At 73.5% G+C, this 22,442-nt stretch carries 1 protein-coding gene; it reads right to left on the reverse strand.

Features of this window, described 5'->3' with window-relative positions; translation table 11 throughout:
• Positions 1-22,431 (reverse strand): non-ribosomal peptide synthase/polyketide synthase, encoded by a 22,431-nt coding sequence (locus VGB24_RS07380; RefSeq protein ID WP_331072299.1) that lies wholly within the window; start codon positions 22,429-22,431, stop codon positions 1-3.
• Positions 22,432-22,442 lie beyond the last annotated feature (11 nt).

Consider the following 22,442-nt stretch of genomic DNA (forward strand, 5'->3'; position numbering starts at 1 on the left):
TCACCCGTTCACCCCCGCCCGCCCCGCCCTCGCCCGCAGCCTGTGCCGCCCGTCCCGCACCCGCGCGTCGTCCGCCGGCGTGGCGGCCGGCTCCGGCGCGGGAGCCCCCAGAGCGGCGGCCAGGGCGCTCACCGTAAGATAGCGGAAAAGGTGGGTGATGGGCACCGGCTGGCCGAACGCCTCGCGCAGCCGCGCCTGCACCCGCACCAGCAGGAGCGAGTGGCCGCCCAGGTCGAAGAAGCGGTCGTGCGCGCCCACGTCCTTCACCCCCAGCACCTCGGCCCACACCGCGGCCACGGTGCGCTCCGCCTCGGTGCGCGGCGCCTCGTACACGCGCGCGGGGTACGAACTCCCCTCCGGTGCGGGGAGCGCCTTGCGGTCCAGCTTGCCGTTGGGGGTCAGCGGCAGCGCGTCCAGCGGCACGAAGGCGCCCGGCACCATGTACTCCGGCAGGCTGCGGCCCACGTGCGCCCGCAGCGCCTCCGCCTCGGCCGCGCCCACCACGTACGCCACCAGGCGCGTGTCGCCCGCCGCGGCCGTGCGCGCCACCACGGCGCACTCCACCACGCCGGGGTGGCGGCGCAGCACCGCCTCGATCTCCCCCGGCTCGATGCGGAAGCCGCGCACCTTCACCTGCTCGTCCAGGCGGCCCAGGTACTCGAGTGCGTGGGTGCGTGAGTGCGTCAGTGCGTCCGTGCGTTCCGTCCATCGCGCGCGGTCGCCGGTGCGGTACAGCCGCGCGCCCGGCTGCGCCGAGAACGCGTCGGGCACGAAGCGCTCGGCCGTGAGGCCGGGCCGGCCCAGGTAGCCCCGGGTCACCCCGTGGCCGCCGATGAACAGCTCGCCCGGCACCCCGGCCGGCTGCGGGCGCAGGGCCGCGTCCAGCACGTACACGCGCGTGTTCGCGATCGGGCGGCCGATGGGAACCGGCCCCTCCGCGGCTTCGACCGCGTGGGTGGCGGACCAGACGGTGGTTTCCGTGGGGCCGTACATGTTGACGAGGCCGTTCGGCAGCACGGCCGTGATCTGCGCCCCCAGGTCCGGGGGGAGCGCCTCGCCGCCCAGCAGGATGCGCTCGAGCCCCGACAGCGCCCCGGTCCCGCTCTCCGCGATCATCATCGCCGCGAGGGAGGGGGTGCACTGCAGGTGCGTGACGGCGTGGCGGCGGATCTGCTCCGCGATGGACTCGCCCTCGCGCGCCCGGTCCGGCTCCGGCTGCACCACCACGCGGAAGCCGCGCGCCAGCGTCCAGAGCAGCTCCAGCACGTGGATGTCGAAGCTGATGCGCGTCACGGCCAGCCACGTTCCCGCCGCCGGCCCGCCCACCCGCTCGTCCATCCCGGCGAAGAAGCTCACCGCGTTCCCGTGCGTCACCTGCACGCCCTTGGGCCTGCCCGTGGAGCCCGAGGTGTAGATGACGTACGCCGCGTTGGCCGCATCCACCCGGGTCCGCGGCGCGTCGGCGGAATTCGCCGCGATCGCCGCCGCGTCCTCGTCCACCGAAACGATCCGCACGCCCTCCGCCGGCAGCAGGCCGCGCAACGAACCCTGCGTGACCAGCAGCGGCGCGCCGGAATCCTGGAGCATGTACGCCAGGCGATCCGCCGGATAGGACGGGTCCAGCGGCAGGTACGCGGCGCCGGCCTTGAGCACGGCCAGCATGGCCACCACCATCTCCGCCGAGCGGTCCACGCAGATGCCCACGCGCGCCTCCGGCCCGGCGCCCAGGCCCGCCAGGTGGTGCGCCAGGCGGTTCGCCCGCGCGTCGAGCTCCGCGTAGGTGAGCGACCGGTCCTCGAAGACCACGGCCACCGCGCCGGGCGTGCGCGCCGCCTGCGCCTCGATCAGTTCGTGGATGCACCGCTCCGCCGGGTACTCCGCCCCGGTCCGGTTCCACGCCTCCACCACCAGGCCGCGCTCTTCCGCCGAGAAAAGTTCAAGCCGCGAAAGCCGCACGTCCCCGTCGGCGGCCACCTGCTCCAGCACCTGCTCCAGGTGGCGGAGCATCCGGTCGATGGTGCCGCGCTCGAAGAGGTCGGTGCTGTAGTTTAGCGCGCCGCGCAGCCCCTGGGCGGTCGCCGTGAGCGCCAGGTTGAGGTCGAACCGGGCGCCCGCGAGCTCCGCGTCCACTCCGCTCACCGCCACCCCCGGCAGGGCGCCTCCCCCCGCCCCGGCGTTCTGAACCGTGAACAGCACCTGGAAGAGCGGCGAGTGGCTCAGGGAGCGCTCCGGCTGCAGCTCGGCCACCAGCTTTTCGAAGGGCACCTCCTGGTGCGCGTACGCCCCCAGCGTGGTTTCCCGCACCCGGCGCAGGGTTTCGCGGAAGGTGGGGTCTCCCGCAAGGTCCGTCCGCAGCACCAGCGTGTTGATGAAGAGGCCGATCAGCCCCTCCACCTCGCCGCGCGTGCGCCCGGCGATGGGGCTTCCCACCACCACGTCGTCGCTCCCGGCGTACTTCGACAGCAGCACCTGGAAGCCGGCCAGCAGCGTCATGTACAGCGTCGCGCCCTCGCTCCGTCCCAGCGCCTGCAGCCGCTCCAGCAGCTCCAGCGAGAGCTCCACCGGCACCGTCGCGCCCCGGTACGTCTGCACCGCCGGGCGGGGATGGTCCGCCGGCAGCTCCAGCAGCTCCGGCGCGCCCGCCAGCCGCAGATTCCAGTACGCCATCTGCCGGTCCAGCACCTCGCCCGCCAGCTGCTCGCGCTGCCACACCGCGTAGTCGGCGTACTGCACCGCCAATTCCGGCAGCGGCGACTCGCGCCCGTCGCGGTACGCCTCGTAGAGCGCCGACAATTCCCGGAAGAGCACCCCCATGCTCCACCCGTCGCTCACCACGTGGTGCATCGAGAGCAGCAGCACGTGGTCGTCGGGCCCCACCCGCAGCAGCATCGCACGGAAGAGCGGGCCCGCGGCCAGGTCGAAGGGCCGGGCCGCCTCTTCCCGGGCCCGGCGCCGGAGCGCCGCCTCGCGCTCCCCCTCGTCCAGCGTCGACAGGTCTTCCACCGGCAGGGCGAACCCGCCAAAGGGCGCCACCACCTGCACCGGCGAACCGTCCACTTCGCCGAACACCGTGCGCAGCGTCTCGTGGCGTCGGACGATCTCGCCCAGCGCGCGCTCCAGCACGCCCTCGTCCAGCGCGCCCCCCAGGCGCCATGCCCCGGGGAGGTTGTAGATGGTGCTCCCCGGCGCCATGCGGTCCAGGAACCAGAGCCGCTCCTGCCCAAACGACAGCGGCAGCGGCCCCGTGCGCCCGGCCGGCACCACGGGCGGCAGCACGGGCATCCCCGCGCGGCGCATCTCCTCCACGCGCACCGCCAGCTCCGCCACCGTGGGCCCCTCGAAGAGCGCCCGCAGCGGCATCTCTACCCCGAACGCCTCGCGGACCCGCGACACCACCCGCGTGGCCAGGAGCGAGTGCCCGCCCAGGTCGAAGAAGCTTTCCTCCACCCCCACGCGCTCCAGGCGCAGCAGCTCCGCCCAGGTCTCCGCCAGCACCTCCTCCACGGGGGTGCGGGGCGCCACGTACCGGTCCTCCGCCGACGCGAGCTCCGGCGCCGGCAGGGCCTTGCGGTCGAGCTTGCCGTTGGGCGTCAGCGGCAGCGCGTCCAGCGTCACGATCGCGGAGGGTACCATGTACTCCGGCAGGCTCCGCCGCAGGTGCGCGCGCAGTGCCTCGGCCCGCGCCTCGCCGGCCACGTACGCCACCAGCCGCTGCCCGCCCGGGTCGGCACGCGCGATCACCACGCAGTCGTCGACGCCCTCGTGCCGGCGCAGCACCGCCTCGATCTCGCCCAGCTCGATGCGGAAGCCGCGCACCTTCACCTGGAAGTCCACCCGCCCCAGGAACTCCAGCTCCCCGTCCGCCCGCCAGCGCGCCCGGTCTCCCGAGCGGTAGAGGCGTGCCCCCGGCGCGCCGGAGAAGGGATCGGGAACGAAGCGCTCCGCCGTCAGCCCCGGGCGCGCATGGTACCCGCGCACCACGCCCGCTCCGCCCAGGTAGAGCTCGCCCGGCACGCCCAGCGGCGCCGGGCTTCCCGCGGCGTCCAGGACGTAGGCGCGCAGGTTCCGCACGGGACGCCCGATGGGCGGCGCCTGCGAGCCGTCCACGCGGTGCAGGGTGGCGAAGATGGTCGCCTCCGTCGGCGCGTAGACGTTGAAGAGCGCCCGTCCCGGGGCCCAGCGCGCCGCCGTCTCCGCGCCGCACCGGTCGCCGCCCACGGATAGGGTGCGCAGCGTGGGCACCTCCTCCGGCACGAGGGTGTCCAGCAGCGCCGGGACGGCGATCCAGGTGTCGATCTCCGCGTGCCGCACCTGCTCGGCGAGCGCGCCGGGCGCCAGGAGCGTGGCCCGGTCGGCCCCGTGGAGCGCCGCCCCGCTGGTGAGCGCCAGGAAGATCTCCAGCACCGAGGCGTCGAAGCTGAGCGACGCCGCCTGGAGCACCCGGCTCCGGGGTCCGGTCCCGAAGCGCTCGCGCGCGGCGCCGATGAGGTTGGCGACCCCTCCGTGCGGCACCAGCACCCCCTTGGGCGTTCCCGTGGAGCCGGAGGTGTAGATCACGTACGCCAGGTTTTCCGGGGAAAGCGCCACCCGCGGCGCAGCCGCGGAGTCCCCGTCGTCCCCGTGGTCCCCGTCCAGGCACACCGTCTCCACTCCCTCGGCGGGAAGGCGCTCCACGAGCCCGGAACGGGTGAGAAGGACGCGCGCCCCGGAGTCGGAGAGCATGAAGGCCAGCCGCTCGGGCGGGTAGTCGGGGTCCAGGGGAACGTAGGCGCCTCCCGCCTTCAGCACGGCCAGGAGGGCAACCACCGCCCCGGCGTCGCGCTCCAGGAGGAGGGCCACCCGTACCTCCGGGCCCACCCCGCGCCGCCGGAGGGAGTGCGCCAGCCGGTCGGCCCGCTCGTTCAGCTCCGCATAGGTGAGCGACTCGTCCCCGAAGCGCACGGCCAGCGCTTCCGGCGTGCGCGCCGCCTGCGCCGCGAACGACTCGTGGATGAACGGCACGTCCGGGGGCTCGGCCTCCGTCCGGTTCCACTCCTCCACCACCAGGCCGCGCTCTTCGGCCGAGAGCAGCTCCAGCCGCGACAGCCGCACGTCCGCGTCCGCCGCGACCTGCTCCAGCACGCGCTCCAGGTGGCCGAGCATCCGCAGGGTCGTGCCGCGCTCGAACAGCTCCGTGCTGTAGTTCAGTCCGCCGCGCAGCCCCTGGGGGGTCGCCGCGAGGGCGAGGGACAGGTCGAACTTGGCGCTCCCCAGCTCCGCGCCGAACCCGCTCACGCTCACTTCCTGCAGCGCCGCGCCGCCGTCCTCGGCGTTTTCCAGCGTGAACATCACCTGGAAGAGCGGAGAATGGCTCAAGCTGCGCCCCGGCTGCAGCTCGGCCACCAACTTCTCGAAGGGCACCTCCTGGTGCGCGTACGCGCCCAGCGTCGCCTCGCGCACCCGCCGCAGGGTTTCGCGGAAGCTCGGGTCTCCCGACAGGTCGGTGCGCAGCACCAGCGTGTTGACGAAGAAGCCGATCAGCTCCTCGATCTCGTTCCTCGTCCGCCCCGCGATGGGGCTGCCCACGACCACGTCGTCGCTTCCGCTGTACCTGGACAGCAGCACCTGGAAGGCGGCCAGCGCAACCATGTACAGCGTCGCGCCCTCGCTGCGCCCCAGCGCCTGCAGCCGCTCCAGCAGCTCCGGGGAAAGCGCCACCGGCACCGTGGCGCCCCGGAACGTCTGCACCGGCGGGCGGGGATGGTCCGCCGGCAGCTCCAGCAGCTCCGGCGCGCCCGCCAGCCGCTCCCGCCAGTAGGCCAGCTGCCGGTCGAGCACCTCGCCCGCCAGCTGCTCGCGCTGCCACACCGCGTAGTCGGCGTACTGCACCGGCAGCTCGGAGAGTGGCGACTCGCGCCCCTCGCGATACGCCGCGTACAGCGCCGACATCTCCCGGAAGAACACCCCCATGCTCCACCCGTCGCTGACGATGTGGTGCATGGAGATCAGCAGCACGTGCGCTTCGTCGCCCAGCCGCAGCAGCGCCGCGCGGAAGAGCGGGCCCGCCGACAGGTCGAACGGCCGCCGCGCCTCCTCGCCCGCCAGCCGCCGGACCGCCGCCTCGCGCTCCGCCTCGCCCAGCGCCGACAGGTCTTCCACCGGCAGCGTGAAACCGCCGAAGGGCGCGATCACCTGCACCGGCGAGTCGTCCGCCTCGGCGAAGACCGTCCGCAGCGACTCGTGGCGCCGGACGATCTCCCCCAGCGCGCGCTCCAGCGCCGCCTCGTCCAGGGCGCCGCCCAGGCGCCACGCGGCGGGGATGGTGTAGGTGGCGCTTCCCGGCTCCAGCCGGTCGATGAACCAGAGCCTCTCCTGCGCGAACGAAAGCGGCAGCGGCCCCGTGCGCCCGGCCGGCACCACCGGCGGCAGCAGCGGCACCCCCGCGCGGCGGATCTCCTGTACGCGCCCGGCCAGCTCCGCCACCGTGGGCCCCTCGAAGAGCGCCCGCAGCGGCAGCTCCACCCCGAACAGCTCGCGGACCCGCGACACCACCCGCGTGGCCAGCAGCGAGTGCCCGCCCAGCTCGAAGAAGCTCTCCTCCACGCCCACCCGCTCCAGCCGCAGCACCTCGGCCCAGATCCCCGCCAGCACCTCCTCGGCGGGGGTGCGCGGCGCCACGTAGCGGTCCTCCGCCGACGCGAGCTCGGGCGCGGGCAGCGCCTTGCGGTCCAGCTTGCCGCTCGGCGTGAGCGGAAGCCGCTCCATGGGGACGAAGGCCGCCGGCACCATGTAGCCCGGGAGCTCGCGGCGCAGGTGCTCGCGCAGCTCCCCCGCCTGCACGTCGCCCACCACGTACGCCACCAGGCGCCGGTTCCCCGCCCCGTCTTCGCGCGCGACCACCACCGCCTCGCTCACCCCCTCGCGCTCCAGGAGCCGAGCCTCGATCTCACCGGGCTCGATCCGGTAGCCCCGCACCTTGACCTGGGTGTCCACACGGCCCAGGAACTCGATGGTGCCATCCGGCAGCCACCGCCCCAGGTCGCCCGTTCGGTACAGCCGCGCTCCCGGCGCGGCGCCGAACGAGTGGGGAACGAACCGTTCCGCAGTCAGCGCCGGCCGGCCCAGGTACCCCCGCGCCACCCCCGCGCCGCCCACGTACAGCTCGCCCGGGACGCCCACGGGCACCGGCTCCCCGCGCGCGTCCAGCAGGTAGACACGCGTGTTGGAGATCGGCGCCCCGATCGAGCCGCCCGACGCCTCCCCCTCGGCGCCGCAGCTCCGCACCGTCGCGACCACGGTCGCCTCGGTGGGGCCGTACTCGTGGTACACCCGCGCCCCCGGCAGCCGGGCCCGGAGCTCCGCCAGCATCCCCGCGGGGATGGACTCGCCGCCCAGCACGATCCGGCGGAGGCTGGAGCAGCCCTCCAGCCCCGGGTGCTCCAGGAACGCCTGCATGTGCGAGACGGTGAGGACCATGGTGCTCACATCCTGTCGGCGGACGACCTCCACCAGGTAGTCCACCTCCCGCTGTCCACCGGGGCGCACGACGACCAGGCGGGCGCCCGCCAGCAGCGGCGAGAACAGCTCCCGCACCGAGACGTCGAAGCTGAGCGACGTTCGTTGCAGCACCGCGTCCGCGCCTCCGAGCTCCCAGTGCCGTTCGCCCCAGGCCAGCAGGTTGAGGACGGCGCGGTGCCCGTTCATCACCCCCTTCGGCTGCCCCGTGGAACCGGAGGTATAGATGACGTACGCCAGGTTCTCCGGGGTCAGCCCCCCACGCCCGGGGTTGGAGTCCGGCTGGCCGGTCCAGGCGCAGGCATCTCCGTCGAGCACCTCTATGGGAACGCCCGCTCCATCGAACCGTCCCGCGAGCGAGCGTTGCGTCAGCAGCACGACGGGCGCGCTGTCCTGGAGCATGTAGCCCAGCCGCTCCTCGGGATACTCCGGGTCCAGCGGCACGTACGCCCCGCCGGCCTTGAGCACCGCCAGCACGGCGGCCACCATCTCGACGCCGCGCTCCACGCACAGCGCCACCCGCGCGTCGGGACCCACGCCGCGGCTGCGCAGGTGGTGGGCAAGGCGGTTGGCGAGCGCGTTCAGCTCCGCGTACCGCAGCGCCTCTCCTTCGTAGACGATCGCCACGGCGTTCGGCGTGCGCTCCACCTGCTGCTCGAACAATTCGTGGATGCACGAGGCGGCCGGGTACTCCGCGTCCGTGCGGTTCCACCCCTCCAGCACCAGCGCGCGCTCCGCCTCGCCCAGCAACTCCAGCCGCGAAAGCCGCACGTCCGCATCGGCGGCCACCTGCTCCAGCACCCGCTCCAGGTGGCCGAGCATCCGCTCGACCGTGCCGCGCTCGAAGAGGTCGGTGCTGTAGTTCAGCGATCCGCGCAGCCCCCGGGGGGTCGGCGCGAGCGCCAGCGACAGGTCGAACGTGGCGATCTCCCGGGCCGCTCCCACGCCGCTGACCTCCAGCCCCGCGAGGGCGCCGCTCCCGTTCTCGGCGTCCTGCAGCGCGAACATCACCTGGAAGAGCGGCGCGTGGCTCAGGCTCCGCTCCGGCTGCAGCTCGGCCACCAGGCGTTCGAAGGGCACCTCCTGGTGCGCGTACGCCCCCAGCGTCGCCTCGCGCACCCGCCCCAGCACCTCGCGGAAGCCGGGATCGCCCGAAAGGTCGGTGCGCAGCACCAGCGTGTTGACGAAGAAGCCGATCAGCTCCTCCACCTCGCCGCGCGTGCGCCCCGCGATGGGGCTTCCCACCACCACGTCGTCGCTCCCCGCGTACCTGCCCAGCAGCACCTGGAAGGCGGCCAGAAGCGTCATGTACAGCGTGGTCCCCTCGCTCCGCCCCAGCCCCTGGAGCCGCTCCAGCAGCTCCGGCGAGAGCGCCACCGGGGCCGACGCGCCGCGGAACGTCTGCACCGCCGGGTGCGGACGGTCCGTAGGCAGTTCCAGCCGCGCGGGTGCGTCCGCGAGCCGCCCCCTCCAGTAGCCGAGCTGCCGCTCCAGGACGTCGTCGCGCAGGTGCTCGCGCTGCCAGGCGGCATAGTCCGCGTACTGCACCCCCAACTCCGGCAGCGGCGACTCCCGCCCCTCGCGGTACGCCGCGTACAGCGCCGACAGCTCACGGAAGAACACCCCCATGCTCCACCCGTCGCTGACGATGTGGTGCATGGAAAGGAGCAGCACGTGCTCCTCGTAGTCCAGCCGCAGCAGCGCCGCACGGAAGAGCGGGCCCGCCGACAGGTCGAACGGCCGCCGCGCCTCGTCGCCGGCGCGCCGCCGGACCTCCGCCTCGCGGTCTGCCTCGCCCAGCCCCGACAGGTCCTCCACCGGCAGGGCGAACCCGCCGAAGGGCGCCACCACCTGCACCGGCGAACCGGCCGCCTCGGCGAAGACGGTCCGTAGCGACTCGTGGCGCTGGACGATCTCGCCGAGGCTCCGCTCCAGCGCCGCCACGTCCAGGGCACCCGCCAGGCGCCGTGCCACGGGGATGTTGTACGCGGCGCTTCCCGGCTCCAGCCGGTCGATGAACCAGAGCCGCTCCTGCGCGAAGGAGAGCGGCAGCGGGGCCGTGCGTCCGGCCGGCACCACGGGCGGCAGCATCGGCAGCTCCGCGCGGCGCATCTCCTCTACCGCCTTGGCCAGCGCCGCCACCGTGGGTCCCTCGAAGAGCGCGCGCAGCGGCAGCTCCACGGCGAACACCTCGCGGATGCGCGAAACCATGCGCGTGGCCAGCAGCGAGTGCCCGCCCAGCTCGAAGAAGCTGTCCTCCACCCCCACCCGCTCCAGGCGCAGCACCTCGGCCCAGACCCCCGCCAGCACCTCCTCGACCGGGGTGCGCGGCGCGACGTACAGGTTCTCGGCCGACGCGAGCTCCGGCGCGGGCAGCGCCCGCCGGTCCACCTTGCCGTTGGGGGTCAGCGGCAGCGCCTCCAGCCGCATGAACGCCGCGGGCACCATGTACTCGGGCAGCTGCTCCGACAGGTGCGAACGCAGCTGCTCCGCTTCGGCCCCTTCCCCTCCCACGTAGTACGCCACCAGCCTCCGGTCTCCCGGCGCATCCTCGCGCGCCAGCACCACCGCCTCCCGCACCTCCGGGTGCGCCAGGAGCCGCGCCTCGACCTCCCCCAGCTCGATCCGGAAGCCGCGCACCTTCACCTGGAAGTCGTTGCGCCCCAGGAACTCGATCGCCCCGTCCGGCAGCCACCGTCCCAGGTCGCCCGTGCGGTACATCCGCGCGCCTGGCGTCCCGCCGGACGGATCGGGAACGAAGCGCCCGCCCGTAAGCCCCGGCCGGTCCAGATAGCCGAGCGCCACGCCCGGACCGCCGATGTGAAGCTCCCCCGCGACACCCACCGGCACCGGCTCCCCGTGCGCATCCAGGAGGTAGATGCGCGTGTTCGCGATGGGACGCCCCAGCGGGATGCTACGCGCGCCCTCCTCCACGTCCGTCACCTCGTGCGTGATGGCGAACGTCGTCGTCTCGGTGGGACCGTAGCAGTGGATGAGCGAGACGGGGCCGTTCTCCGCCAGCACCCGCGCAAAGGACGACGGATCGGCCGCCTCGCCGCCGGTCAGCAGGCGGCGGAGGTTGGCCAGCGCGCCCGGGATCGCCTGTGCGTACTGGTTGAAGACGGCGGTGGTGATGAACAGCGTCGTGACCTGCTGGCCTGCCAGCGTACGCGCGAACGCGTCGGCGTCGAGCAGCACCTCTCGCGGGATGACGACGGTGCGGCCGCCATGCAGAAGCGGCCCCCACACCTCCATCGTCGTCGCGTCGAACGCCGGGTTCGCGGCAAAGGCCACACGGTCGTCCGCGCGGAAATCGGCGTAGCCGTTGTTGAAGACGAGCCGGGCGATCGCCCGGTGCGGCACCACCACTCCCTTGGGCTCGCCCGTGGAGCCGGAGGTGTACATCACGTACGCCGTGGCACCGCCGTCCACCGGCACCCCGGGATCGTGGCAGGGGCCCTCAGAGAGCGCATCGACGTCCACCCGCTCCACCCCGGCGAGCGCGGGCAGATCGTCGCCCGCGCGGCTGAGCACCAGGGGAGCCCCGCTGTCGGCCACCATGAACGCGATGCGCTCGGCGGGGAACGCGGGGTCGATGGGCACGTACGCCGCGCCGGCCTTGAGGATGGCCAGCTCGCAGACGACCAGCTCCGTGGAGCGCGGCACCAGGATGGCCACGCGCGCATCCGGCCCCACGCCCATGGCGCGGAGGTGGTGCGCGAGACGGTTGGCCCGCGCGTTCAGCTCCGCGTACGTCAGCGAGCGGTCCTCGTCGACGACCGCCACCGCGCCGGGCGTGCGCTCCGCCTGTTCCTCGAACAGCCGGTGGATGGGGACGTGCGCGGGGTACTCCGCGTCGGTGCGGTTCCACTCGTCCACCACCTGCCGGCGCTCCGCCTCCGGCAGCACGTCGAGGCTCCCGACGGCCCGCCCCGGAGCAATCTCCAGTGCCTCGACCAGCCGCTCCAGCGCCGTGTGCATCAGGTGGCACACCCGCTCCGCATCCACGGGCGCCGCCACCTGCGCCGCCAGCGAGAAGGCCTCGCCCAGGTCGTCGACCGAGAGCACCACGGGGTAGTTCGTCCGCTCCTGTGCGCCGACGCCGCGCATGCCCTTCCTGGCCTGGCGCGAACGCTTGGGCGCGGCGCCGTGGCGATAGTTGAGCAGCGAGGTGAACAGCGGCGCCGGTGCCGCCACGCCGCTGCTCCGCTGCGCGAGCGCCAGCGAGGCGTGCTCGTGCCGCAGCAGGTCCGCCAGCAGCGCGTGCGTGCGCCGCACCGCCGCCTCGGCCCCGTCGTCTTGCACCCCGATGCGCACCGGCAACGTGTTGATGAACGGGCCCATCACCCGCTCCGCTCCCTCGCCGCCCTGCATGCGGCCGAAGAGCAGCGTCCCGAAGACCACGTCCTGCCGCCCGCTCAGCCGCGCCAGCACCTGCGCCCACGCGAGGTGGCACAGGCTGGCCGCGCTCACCCCCAGCACCCGGGCCCGCTTACGCAGCCGTGCGGCGAGCTCGTCCGCCACGGGAATGCGCGCCTCGCCGATCCCACGTCCCTCGCCCCACACGTCCAGCAGCCCGTACGGCGCCGTCGGCTCCTCCACGTCGCCCAGCATCGCCCGGAAGAACCGCTCGTGCTCGTCCCGGCTCACCCCCAGGCACGCCTGCGCCACGTAGTTGCGGAAGGGCAGCGGCGCCGGCAGCTCCGATTCCTGTCCCAGCAGGTGCGCGGTGACCTCTTCCTGCAGCACCTCCAGCGACTCGTGGTCGCCGGTCAGGTGGTGCCTGAGCATCAGCAGCACCCACCGGCCACTCGCGCGGTCCTCGGCCGTGTGCACCCGCAGCAGCGGCGCCCGTCCCAGCTCCATGCGGTGGCGCCGGGGGTCGTAACGCCGCAGCAGCTCCCCCGCCACCTCCCCTGCCCCCGCATCCAGCTCCACCTCGTCCACCACAAGCGGCGCGTGCCGCCAGACGACCTGCACCGGCTCGCGAAGCCCCTCCCAGGCGATCGCGGTGCGCAGGATGTCGTGGCGGTCGATCACCGCCTGCAGGGCAGCCAGGTACTGGTCCAGGCGCGCGCGGGTGTCGAACTCGGTCATGCTCGACACCAGGTACGGGTCTCCCTCCTCCGACATCAAGTGGTGGAAGAGGAAGCCCTCCTGCAGCGGAGCGAGCGGGTAGATGTCCTGCACGTTCGCGGCGCCGCCCGGCACCTGCGCAACGATCCGGTCGATCTCCTCCTGCGTGAGATCCACCAGCGGCAGCATCTCCGGCGTGATGGACGTGGAGCCCTCGGGGATGGCGTTCGCGGAGACCTCTATCTCCGATGGCGCTCCGCCCACTTCCAGGGCCAGCTCGGCCAGCACCGAAGTGGTGAACAGGGCCCGCACGTCCGTGTGCAGCCCCGCGGCGCGCATCCGCCCGATCAGCTTGATCGCAAGGAGCGAGTGCCCGCCCAGCTCGAAGAAGTGGTCCCAGCGACCCACCCGCTCCACGCCCAGCACCTCGGCCCAGATCTCCGCCAGCGCCGTCTCTACCTCCCCTAGCGGTGCCTCGTAGCTCCGCCGCCCATAGGCATCGCCCTCTGGCGCCGGCAGCGCCTTGCGGTCCAGCTTGCCGTTGGCGGTCAGCGGCAGCGCGTCGAGCGCCACGAAGGCGGACGGCACCATGTACTCCGGCAGTGACAGCCGCAGGTGCTCGCGCAGCGCGTCCACGTCCGCCCCTCCGACGACGTACACCACCAGCCGCCGGTCGCCCGGCTCGTCCTCGCGCACGACGACGGTGCAGTCCGTGACGCCGGGCACCTGGCGCAGCGCGGCCTCGATCTCGCCCAGCTCGATGCGGAAGCCCCGGATCTTCACCTGCTCATCCAGGCGGCCCAGGTAGTCGAGCGTCCCGTCCGCCAGCCACCGCACCCGGTCGCCGCTCCGGTACAGCCGGCCGGGGGCGAACGGGTCGTCCACGAAGCGCTCCGCCGTCAGCTCCGGGCGGTTCAGGTAGCCGCGCGCCACGCCGCCACCGCCCACGTACAGCTCGCCGGGGATGCCGACCGGCAGCGGACGCCGCCCGGGGTCCAGCACGTACAGCCGCAGGTCGGGGATCGCCCGCCCGATGGGGCTCCCCGATCCGCCGAAGACGTCCTCGCGGCCCAGCGGCCGGTAGGTCACGTGCACGGTGGTCTCGGTGATCCCGTACATGTTCACCAGACGCGGCGTTTCGATGCCGCGGCGCTCCACCCACTCGCGCAGGGAGGCGGGCTCCAGCGCCTCGCCGCCGAAGACGACCACGCGCAGCGCCAGCTCGCCGCCCCGCTCGCCGTCCGCGCGGATGAACTGCCGGAACGCCGAGGGCGTCTGGTTGAGGACGGTGACACGCTCGCGCTGCACCAGCGCGTGGAACGCCTCCGGGTCGCGGCTCACGTCGAAGGGCACGACGACGACGCGCCCGCCGTAGAGCAGCGCGCCCCACAGCTCCCAGACCGAGAAGTCGAAGGCGTAGGAGTGGAACAGCGTCCACACGTCGTCAGGCCCGAAGCCGAACCACGCGTCCGTCGCGCTGAACAGGCGGGCGACGTTGCGGTGCTCGATCAGCGCGCCCTTGGGCGTGCCGGTGGAGCCGGAGGTGTAGATGACGTACGCCAGCGAATCCGGCCCCGCGCCGCTCGCCAGATTCTCGGTACTTTCCGCCGCGATCTCCTCCGCCGCGGAGTCCAGGCTCACCACCTGCACGCCCTCCAGTGCCGGGAGCGCACCGCGCAGCGTTTCGCGCGTGAGCAGCACCGGGGTGGCGGAGTCGGCCAGGATGAACGACAGCCGCTCGGCGGGATAGCCGGGGTCCAGCGGCACGTACGCGCCGCCGGCCTTGAGCACGGCCAGGATGGCAACGACCATCTCCAGCCCGCGCTCCAGGCAGATCCCCACCCGCACCTCGGGGCCCACGCCGCGCCCGCGAAGGGAGTGGGCGAGCTGGTTGGCGCGGGCGTTCAGCTCCGCGTACGTGAGCGACTGCGCCCCGAAGCGCACGGCCACCGCGTTCGGCATGCGCGCCGCCTGGGCCTCGAACAGCGCGTGGATGCACAGGTCCGCCGGATACTCCGCCTCGGTCCGGTTCCACGCCTGCAGCACCTGCTCGCGCTCCGCGTCGCCGAGCAGCTCCAGCCCCGAAAGCCGCAGGTCCGCGTCGGCCGCCACCTGCTCCAGCACCCGCTCCAGGTGGCCGAGCATCCGCTCGACGGTGCCGCGATCGAAGAGGTCGGTGCTGTAGTTCAGCGCGCCGCGCAGGCCCTGGGCGCTCGCCGTGAGCGTAAGGGAGAGATCGAACTGGGCGATCTCCCTCTCCGCTCCGATTCCCCTCACCTCCAGCCCCGCGATTGCGTCTCCCTGCCCCTCGGCGTTCTGAAGGGTGAAGAGCACCTGGAAGAGGGGCGAGTAGCTCAAGCTGCGTTCCGGCTGCAGCTCGGTCACCAGCTTCTCGAAGGGCACGTCCTGGTGCTCGTACGCACCGAGCGTGAAGTCCCGCGCCCGCCGCAGCACCTCGCGAAAGCTCGGGTCTCCCGACAGGTCGGTGCGCAGCACCAGCGTGTTGACGAAGAAGCCGATCAGCTCCTCCACCTCGCCGCGCGTGCGTCCGGCGATGGGGCTGCCCACGACGACGTCCTCACCGCCGCCGTACTTCGAGAGCAGCACCTGGAAGGCGGACAGCAGCGTCATGTACAGCGTCGCGCCCTCGGCCCGCCCCAGCGCCCGCAGCCGCTCCAGCAGCTCCGGGGAGAGATCCACCGGGACCGCCGCGCCCCGGTACGTCTGCACCGGCGGGCGGGGACGGTCCGTGGGCAGCTCCAGCAGCTCCGGCGCGCCCGCCAGGCGCTTCTTCCAGTAGGCCAGCTGCCCATTGAGCACCTCGCCCGCCAGCTGCTCGCGCTGCCACACCGCGTAGTCGGCGTACTGCACCGCCAGCTCGGGGAGCGGCGACTCGCGCCCCGCACCGTACGCCGTGTGCAGCGCGGAGAGCTCGCGGAAGAGCACCCCCATGCTCCACCCGTCGCTGACGATGTGGTGCATCGTCAGCAGCAGCACGTGCTCCTCGGCGCCCAGCCGCAGCAGCGCCGCACGGAAGAGCGGGCCCGCGGCGAGGTCGAACGGCCGCCGGGCCTCCTCGCCGGCGCGCCGCCTGACCGCCTCCACGCGATCCGCCTCGCCGAGCCCCGACAGGTCCTCCACCGGCAGGGAGAACCCGCCGAAGGGCGCCACCACCTGCACCGGCGTGCCATCCACCTCGCCGAAGACCGTCCGCAGCGCCTCGTGACGACGGACGATTTCGCCCAGTGCGCGCTCCAGCGCCGCCGCGTCCAGCGCACCGCCCAGGCGCCGGGCCACGGGGATGTTGTAGACGGCGCTCCCCGGCTCCAGCCGGTCGATGAACCAGAGGCGCTCCTGCGCGAAGGAGAGCGGGAGCGCCCCCGTGCGCGCGGCCGGCACCACCGGCGGAAGCACGGGCACCCCGGCGCGCCGCATCTCTTCCACGCGCCCGGCCAGCTCCGCCACCGTGGGCCCCTCGAAGAGCGCCCGCAGAGGCAGCTCCACGCCGAACAGCCCGCGGACCCGCGACACCACCCGCGTGCCCAGGAGCGAGTGCCCGCCCAGCTCGAAGAAGCTTTCCTCCACGCCCACCCGTTCCACGCCCAGCACCTCGGCCCAGACCCCCGCCAGCACCTCTTCGGTGGGCGTTCGCGGCGCTACGTACTGGTCGGCCCCGGCCGCGTACTCCGGCGCCGGCAGCGCCTTGCGGTCCACCTTGCCGTTCGCGTTCAGCGGCAGCCGCTCCAGGGCGACGATCGCCCGGGGCACCATGTATTCCGGAAGGCCCTGGCGCAGGTGCGCGCGCAGGCCGTCCATGTCCACGGTCCCCACCACGTACGCCACCAGCCGCTTGTCGCCCGGCTGGTCCTCGCGGACGATCACCCGTACCTGGCGCACCCCCGGATACGCCGCCGTCGCCGCCTCCACCTCGCCCGGCTCGATGCGGAAGCCGCGGATCTTCACCTGGTCGTCCAGGCGGCCCATGAACTCCAGCTTGCCGTCCGCCCGCCACCGCGCGCGGTCACCGGTGCGGTACATCCGCGCGCCGGGCGCGGAGGCGAAGGGATCGGGAACGAAGCGCTCCGCCGTCAGCCCCGGCCGGCCCAGGTAGCCGCGCACCACGCCGGCTCCGCCCATGTACAGCTCGCCCGCCACCTCCGGCGGGAGCGGCTGCAGCACCGGATCGAGGACGTAGGCGCGCGCGTTGGGAATGGGGCGGCCGATGGGGACGGTGGCCGCGTCCTCTTCCACCTCCTCCACGACGTCCAGTGTGCACCACACCGTCGCTTCCGTCGGACCGTACTCGTGCAGCACGCGCCCAGGCCTGCCCGAGCGCAGCATCGCACGCACGCCCTCCGTTCCCACCGCCTCGGCACCGAACACCAGCTGCCGCAGGCTGGCGTAGACGTCGGCCTGCTCGCGGACGTGCTGGTTGAAGAGCGCGGCCGTCTGGTAGAGGTGCGTAATGCCCTGCTCGCGCAGCGCCTGCCCCAGCAGCGGCGCGGAAAGGAGCACGTCACGGTCGATGCCGACAAGCGTGGCCCCGTGCACGAGCGCGCCCCAGATTTCGAACACCGCCGCATCGAAGCTCGCGTTGGACCCCTGCGCCACGCGGTCGCCGGGGCCGATGGGCATCGTCAGGGGGAGGCCGGCAGCGTACTGCACCACCTCGCGGTGGGCCATCATCACGCCCTTCGGCCGCCCGGTGCTCCCGCTGGTGTAGAAGACGTAGGCCAGGTTCTCCCCCGCCACGTTCGTCCGCGGCGGGTGATCAGGCTCGGCGGCGAGCACCTGGGCCACCTTGTCGAGATGGACCGCGTGGAGACCCAACCCCGTCAGCGGGGCGGCGAGGTCACCCTCGCTCACCAGCACGCGCGCGCCGCTGTCGGCGAGCATCAGCGCCATCCGCTCGGGCGGGTAGCTGGTGTCGACGGGGACGCAGCACCCGCCGGACTTCAGCACCGCCAGCGTGGCGACCACCGTCTCCAGGCTTCGCTCCAGGCAGATGCCCACCCGCACCTCGGGGCCGGCGCCCAGGCCGACGAGGTGGTGCGCCAGCCGGTTGGCGCGCGCGTCCAGCTCGCGGTAGGTGAGCGATTGGTGGCCGAAGCGCACGGCCACCGCATCCGGCGTGCGCTCCGCCTGCTCCTCGAAGAGCCGGTGGATGGGGGCGTGCGCGGGGTACTTCGCGTCCGTGCGGTTCCACTCCTCCACCACCAGGCGGCGCTCCGCCTCCGGCAGCACGTCGAGGCTCCCGATGGCCCGCCCGGGAGCAGTCTCCAGCGCTTCGACCAGCCGCTCGAGCGCCGTGTGCACCATCCGGCACATCCCCTCCGCGTCCGCGGGGGCGGCCACCTGCGCGACCAGCGAGAACGCCTCGCCCAGGTCGTCCACCGACAGGACCACGGGGTAGTTCGTCCGCTCCTGTACGCGAATGCCCCGCACGCCCTCGCCCGGCTGCCCCGCCTGCCGCGAAGGCTTCGGCGCGGCGCCGTGGCGATAGTTGAGCAGCGAGGTGAACAGCGGCGCGGGTGCCGCCACGCCACTGCTGCGCTGGGCCAGCGCGAGGGAGGCGTGCTCGTGCCGCAGCAGGTCCGCCAGCAGCGCGTGCGTGCGCCGCACCGCCGCCTCGGCGCCCTCTTCTCCCACGCCGATCCGCACCGGCAGCGTGTTGATGAACGGGCCCATCACCCGCGCCGTGCCCTCGCCCCCCTGCATGCGGCCGAAGAGCAGCGTCCCAAAGACCACGTCCGGCCGGCCGCTCAGCCGCGCCAGCACCTGCGCCCACGCCAGGTGCCACAGGCTCGTCGCGCTCACCCCCAGCGCCCGTGCCCGGCGGCGCAGCCGTGCGCTCAGGTCGTCCGCTACCCGGAGGCGCGCTTCCCCGATCCCATGCCCCTCCCTCCACACGTCGAGCAGCCCGTACGGTGCCGTCGGCTCCTCCACGTCGCCCAGCATCGCGCGGAAGAACCGCTCGTGCTCCTCGCGGCTGACCCCCAGGCGCGCCTGCGCCACGTAGTTGCGGAAGGGCAGCGGCGCCGGCAGCTCCGACTCGCGACCCATCAGGTGCGCCGAAATCTCCTCGCGCTGCACCTCCAGCGACTCGTGGTCGCCCGTCAGGTGGTGCATCAGCATCAGCAGCACCCACCGGCCCCGCGCGCGGTCCTCGGCGATGATCGCCCGCCGCAGCGGCGCCCGCCCCAGGTCCATCCGGTAGTGCCGGGGGTCGTAGCGCCGCCACAGCTGCCCGGCCGCATCCTCCGCATCCGCGTCCAGCTGCACCTCGTCCACCGGCAGCGGCGCGTGGCGCCAGACGACCTGCACCGGCTCGCGAAGCCCGTCCCAGGCCATGGCCGTGCGCAGGATGTCGTGCCGGCCGATCACCGCCTGCAGCGCCGCCAGGTACTGGTCCAGGCGGTCGCGGGTGTCGAACTCGGCCATGCTCGACGTCAGGTACGGATCGCCCTCCTCCGACATCAGGTGATGGAAGAGGAACCCGTCCTGCAGCGGGGCGAGCGGGTAGATGTCCTGTACGTTCGCGGCTCCACCCGGCACCGCGGCCACGATGCGGTCGATCTCCTCCTGGCTGAGATCGACCAGCGGCAGCATCTCGGGCGTGATGGACGCGCATCCCTCCGCGATCGCGTTCGGGGGGACCTCCATCTCCGAAGAGGCTCCGCCCACGGCCAGGGCCAGCTCGGCCAGCACGGGCGTGGTGAACAGGGCCCGCACGTCGGTGTGCAGCCCCGCCTGCCGCATCCGCTCGGTGAGCCGGATCGCCAGGAGCGAGTGCCCGCCCAGTTCGAAGAAGTGGTCCCACCGCCCCACCTGCTCCACGCCCAGCACCTCTGCCCAGACCCCGGCCAGCGCCGCCTCCACCTCTCCCAGCGGTGCCTCGTAGCCGCGCCGCGCGTACGCATCGCCCTCCGGTGCAGGCAGCGCCTTGCGGTCCAGCTTGCCGTTCGGCGTCAGCGGCAGCGCGTCCAGCGCCACGAAGGCGGACGGGACCATGTACTCCGGAAGCTCCCGGAGCAGGTGCTCGCGCAGGATGCCCGCGTCCACGCTCCCCACCACGTACGCGACCAGGCGCTTCTCCCCAGGGCCGTCCTCGCGGGCCACGACCACGCAGTCGGCGACTCCCTGGCTCCGCCGCAGCCGCGCCTCGATCTCGCCCGGCTCGATGCGGAAGCCGCGCACCTTCACCTGGGCGTCCACCCGCCCCAGGAACTCCAGCTCACCCCGCGCCGACCACCGCACCCGGTCGCCCGTGCGGTACAGCCGTGCGCCGCCTTCCACGGAGAACGGATCGGGGACGAAGCGCTCCGCCGTCAGCCCCGGCCGGCCCTGGTAGCCGCGCGCCACGCCTACGCCCCCCACGTACAGCTCGCCGGCGATACCGACCGGCGCCGGCCGGCCGGCCGCGCCCAGCACGTACACCCGCACGTTCTCCAAGGGGCGGCCGATCGCCGGGACTCGCCCGTCCGCCTCGCTGAAGGCGGACGTCGCGCAGACGGTGACCTCCGTCGGCCCGTAGGCGTTCACGAAGGCACGGCCACCGCTCCACCGCGCCACCGTGGCGGCGTCCACCGCCTCGCCCGCGCTCACGACCGTACGCAGCTCCGGCAGGTCGTCCGGCGGCAGGATGGCCAGCACCGGCGGCGGCAGGGTGGCCACGGTGACGCGCCCACCCCGCAGCGTTTCCAGCAGCCCCGCACCGGGAAGAAGCGCCTCCCGCGAAGCCATCACCAGCGTGGCTCCGGCCAGCAGCGCGTCGAACACCTCCGCCACCGCCGCATCGAAGGAGAACGAGGCGAACTGCAGGACGCGGCTGGTGCCGTCGATGCCGAAGCGGCGGGCCTGCGCGTACGCCAGGTTGGGGACGCCGCGGTGCGGCACCATCACCCCCTTGGGCGTCCCGGTGGAGCCGGAGGTGTAGATCACGTACGCCAGGTGATCGGGCGAGACCGGGCGCTCCGGGTTCTCCGCGGACTCCGCCGCGATCCGCTCCGCGTCCCCATCCACGCTCACCACCGCGACGCCGTCGCCAGCGGGGAGCGCCGCGAGCAGCGACTCCTGCGTCACCAGCACGCGGACGGCCGCGTCCGCCAGAATGAACGCCAGCCGCTCGGCCGGATAGGCGGGGTCCAGCGGGACGTACGCGCCGCCGGCCTTGAGCACGGCCAGGAGGGAGACGATCATCTCCGTCCCGCGCTCCAGGCAGATCCCCACCCGCACCTCCGGCCCGACATCGAGCCCGGCGAGATGGTGCGCCAGCCGGTTCGCCCGCTCGTTCAACGCGGCGTAGCTGAGGGTTTCGCCCTGGATCTCGACCGCCACGGCGTCGGGCGTGCGCGCCGCCTGCGCCTCGAACAGCTCGTGGATGCACCGGTCCGCGGGATACTCCGCGTCGGTCCGGTTCCACTCCTCCACCACTATGCCGCGCTCTTCCGCCGAGAGCAGCTCCAGCCGTGAAAGCCGCACGTCCGCATCCGCCGCGACCTGCTCCAGCACGCGTTCAAGGTGGCCCAGCATCCGTTCGACCGTGCCGCGCTCGAAGAGGTCGGTGCTGTAGTTCAGCGCGCCGCGCAGGCCCTGGGCGCTCGCCCCGAGCGTCAGGGACAGGTCGAACTTGGCGATCTCCCTGGCCGCCGCGACCGTGCTCACGCGCAGCCCCGGAAGCGCGGCTCCCGCGCCCTCGCCGTCCTGCAGCGTGAACACCACCTGGAAGAGCGGCGAGTGGCTCAGGGACCGCTCCGGCCGCAGCTCGGCCACCAGGCGCTCGAAGGGCACCTCCTGGTGCTCGTACGCCCCCAGCGTCGCCTCGCGCACCCGCCCCAGCAGCTCGCGGAAGCTCGGATCTCCCGAAAGGTCGGTGCACAGCACCAGCGTGTTGACGAAGAAGCCGATCAGCGCCTCCACCTCCGCGCGCGTGCGCCCGGCGATGGCGCTCCCCACCACCACGTCGTCGCTGCCCGCGTACTTGCCCAGCAGCACCTGGAAGGCGGCCAGCAGCGTCATGTACAGCGTGGCGCCCTCACCCCGCCCCAGCGCCTGCAGCCCCGCCAGCAGCTCCGGGGAAAGCTCCACCGGCACTGACGCGCCCCGGAACGTCTGCACAGCGGGGCGCGGGTGGTCCGTGGGCAGCTCCAGCAGCCCCGGCGCGCCCGCCAGGTGCTCCTTCCAGTACGCCAGCTGCCGGTCCAGGGTCTCGCCCGCCAGCTGCTCGCGCTGCCACGCCGCGTAGTCGGCGTACTGAACCGCCAGCTCGGGGAGCGGCGACTCCCCGCCCTCGCGGTACGCCGCGTACAGCGCCGACAGCTCCCGGAAGAGCACTCCGCTGCTCCACTCGTCGCTGACGATGTGGTGCATCGCGAGCAGCAGCACGTGCTCCTCAGCGCCCAGCCGCAGCAGCGCCGCACGGAAGAGGGGGCCCGCGGCGAGGTCGAACGGCCGCCGCGCCTCTTCCCCGGCCCGCCGCGCGACCGCCTCCTCGCGCTCCTCCTCGCCGAGCCCCGACAGGTCCTCCACCGGCAGGGCGAACCCGCCGAAGGGCGCCACCACCTGCACCGGCGAGCCGTCCACCACTCCAAAGGTGGTGCGTAGCGACTCGTGGCGCCGGACGATCTCGCCCAGGCTCCGCTCCAGCGCCGGCACGTTCAGCCCACCCTCGAGGCGCCGTGCCACGGAAAGGTTGTAGACGGCGCTGCCCGGCTCCAGCCGGTCGATGAACCAGAGCCGCTCCTGTGCAAAGGAGGTGGGCGCGGTCCGCGGCCGGCCGAGCTTCTCGAGAAGGATCTTCCGCAGCAGCTCCTGCTTCTCGCTGCGCGAGAGCGTGCCGGCAGACCCGGGGGTGACGATCATTCGAATTTCTG

This window comes from Longimicrobium sp. (assembly GCF_036399935.1).
Classification (GTDB): Bacteria; Gemmatimonadota; Gemmatimonadetes; order Longimicrobiales; family Longimicrobiaceae; genus Longimicrobium.

Coding starts and splice junctions, on each gene's coding strand:
- VGB24_RS07380 (WP_331072299.1), bottom strand. CDS start 22,431: ATGATCGTCACCCCCGGGTCTGCCGGCACGCTCTCGCGCAGCGAGAAG.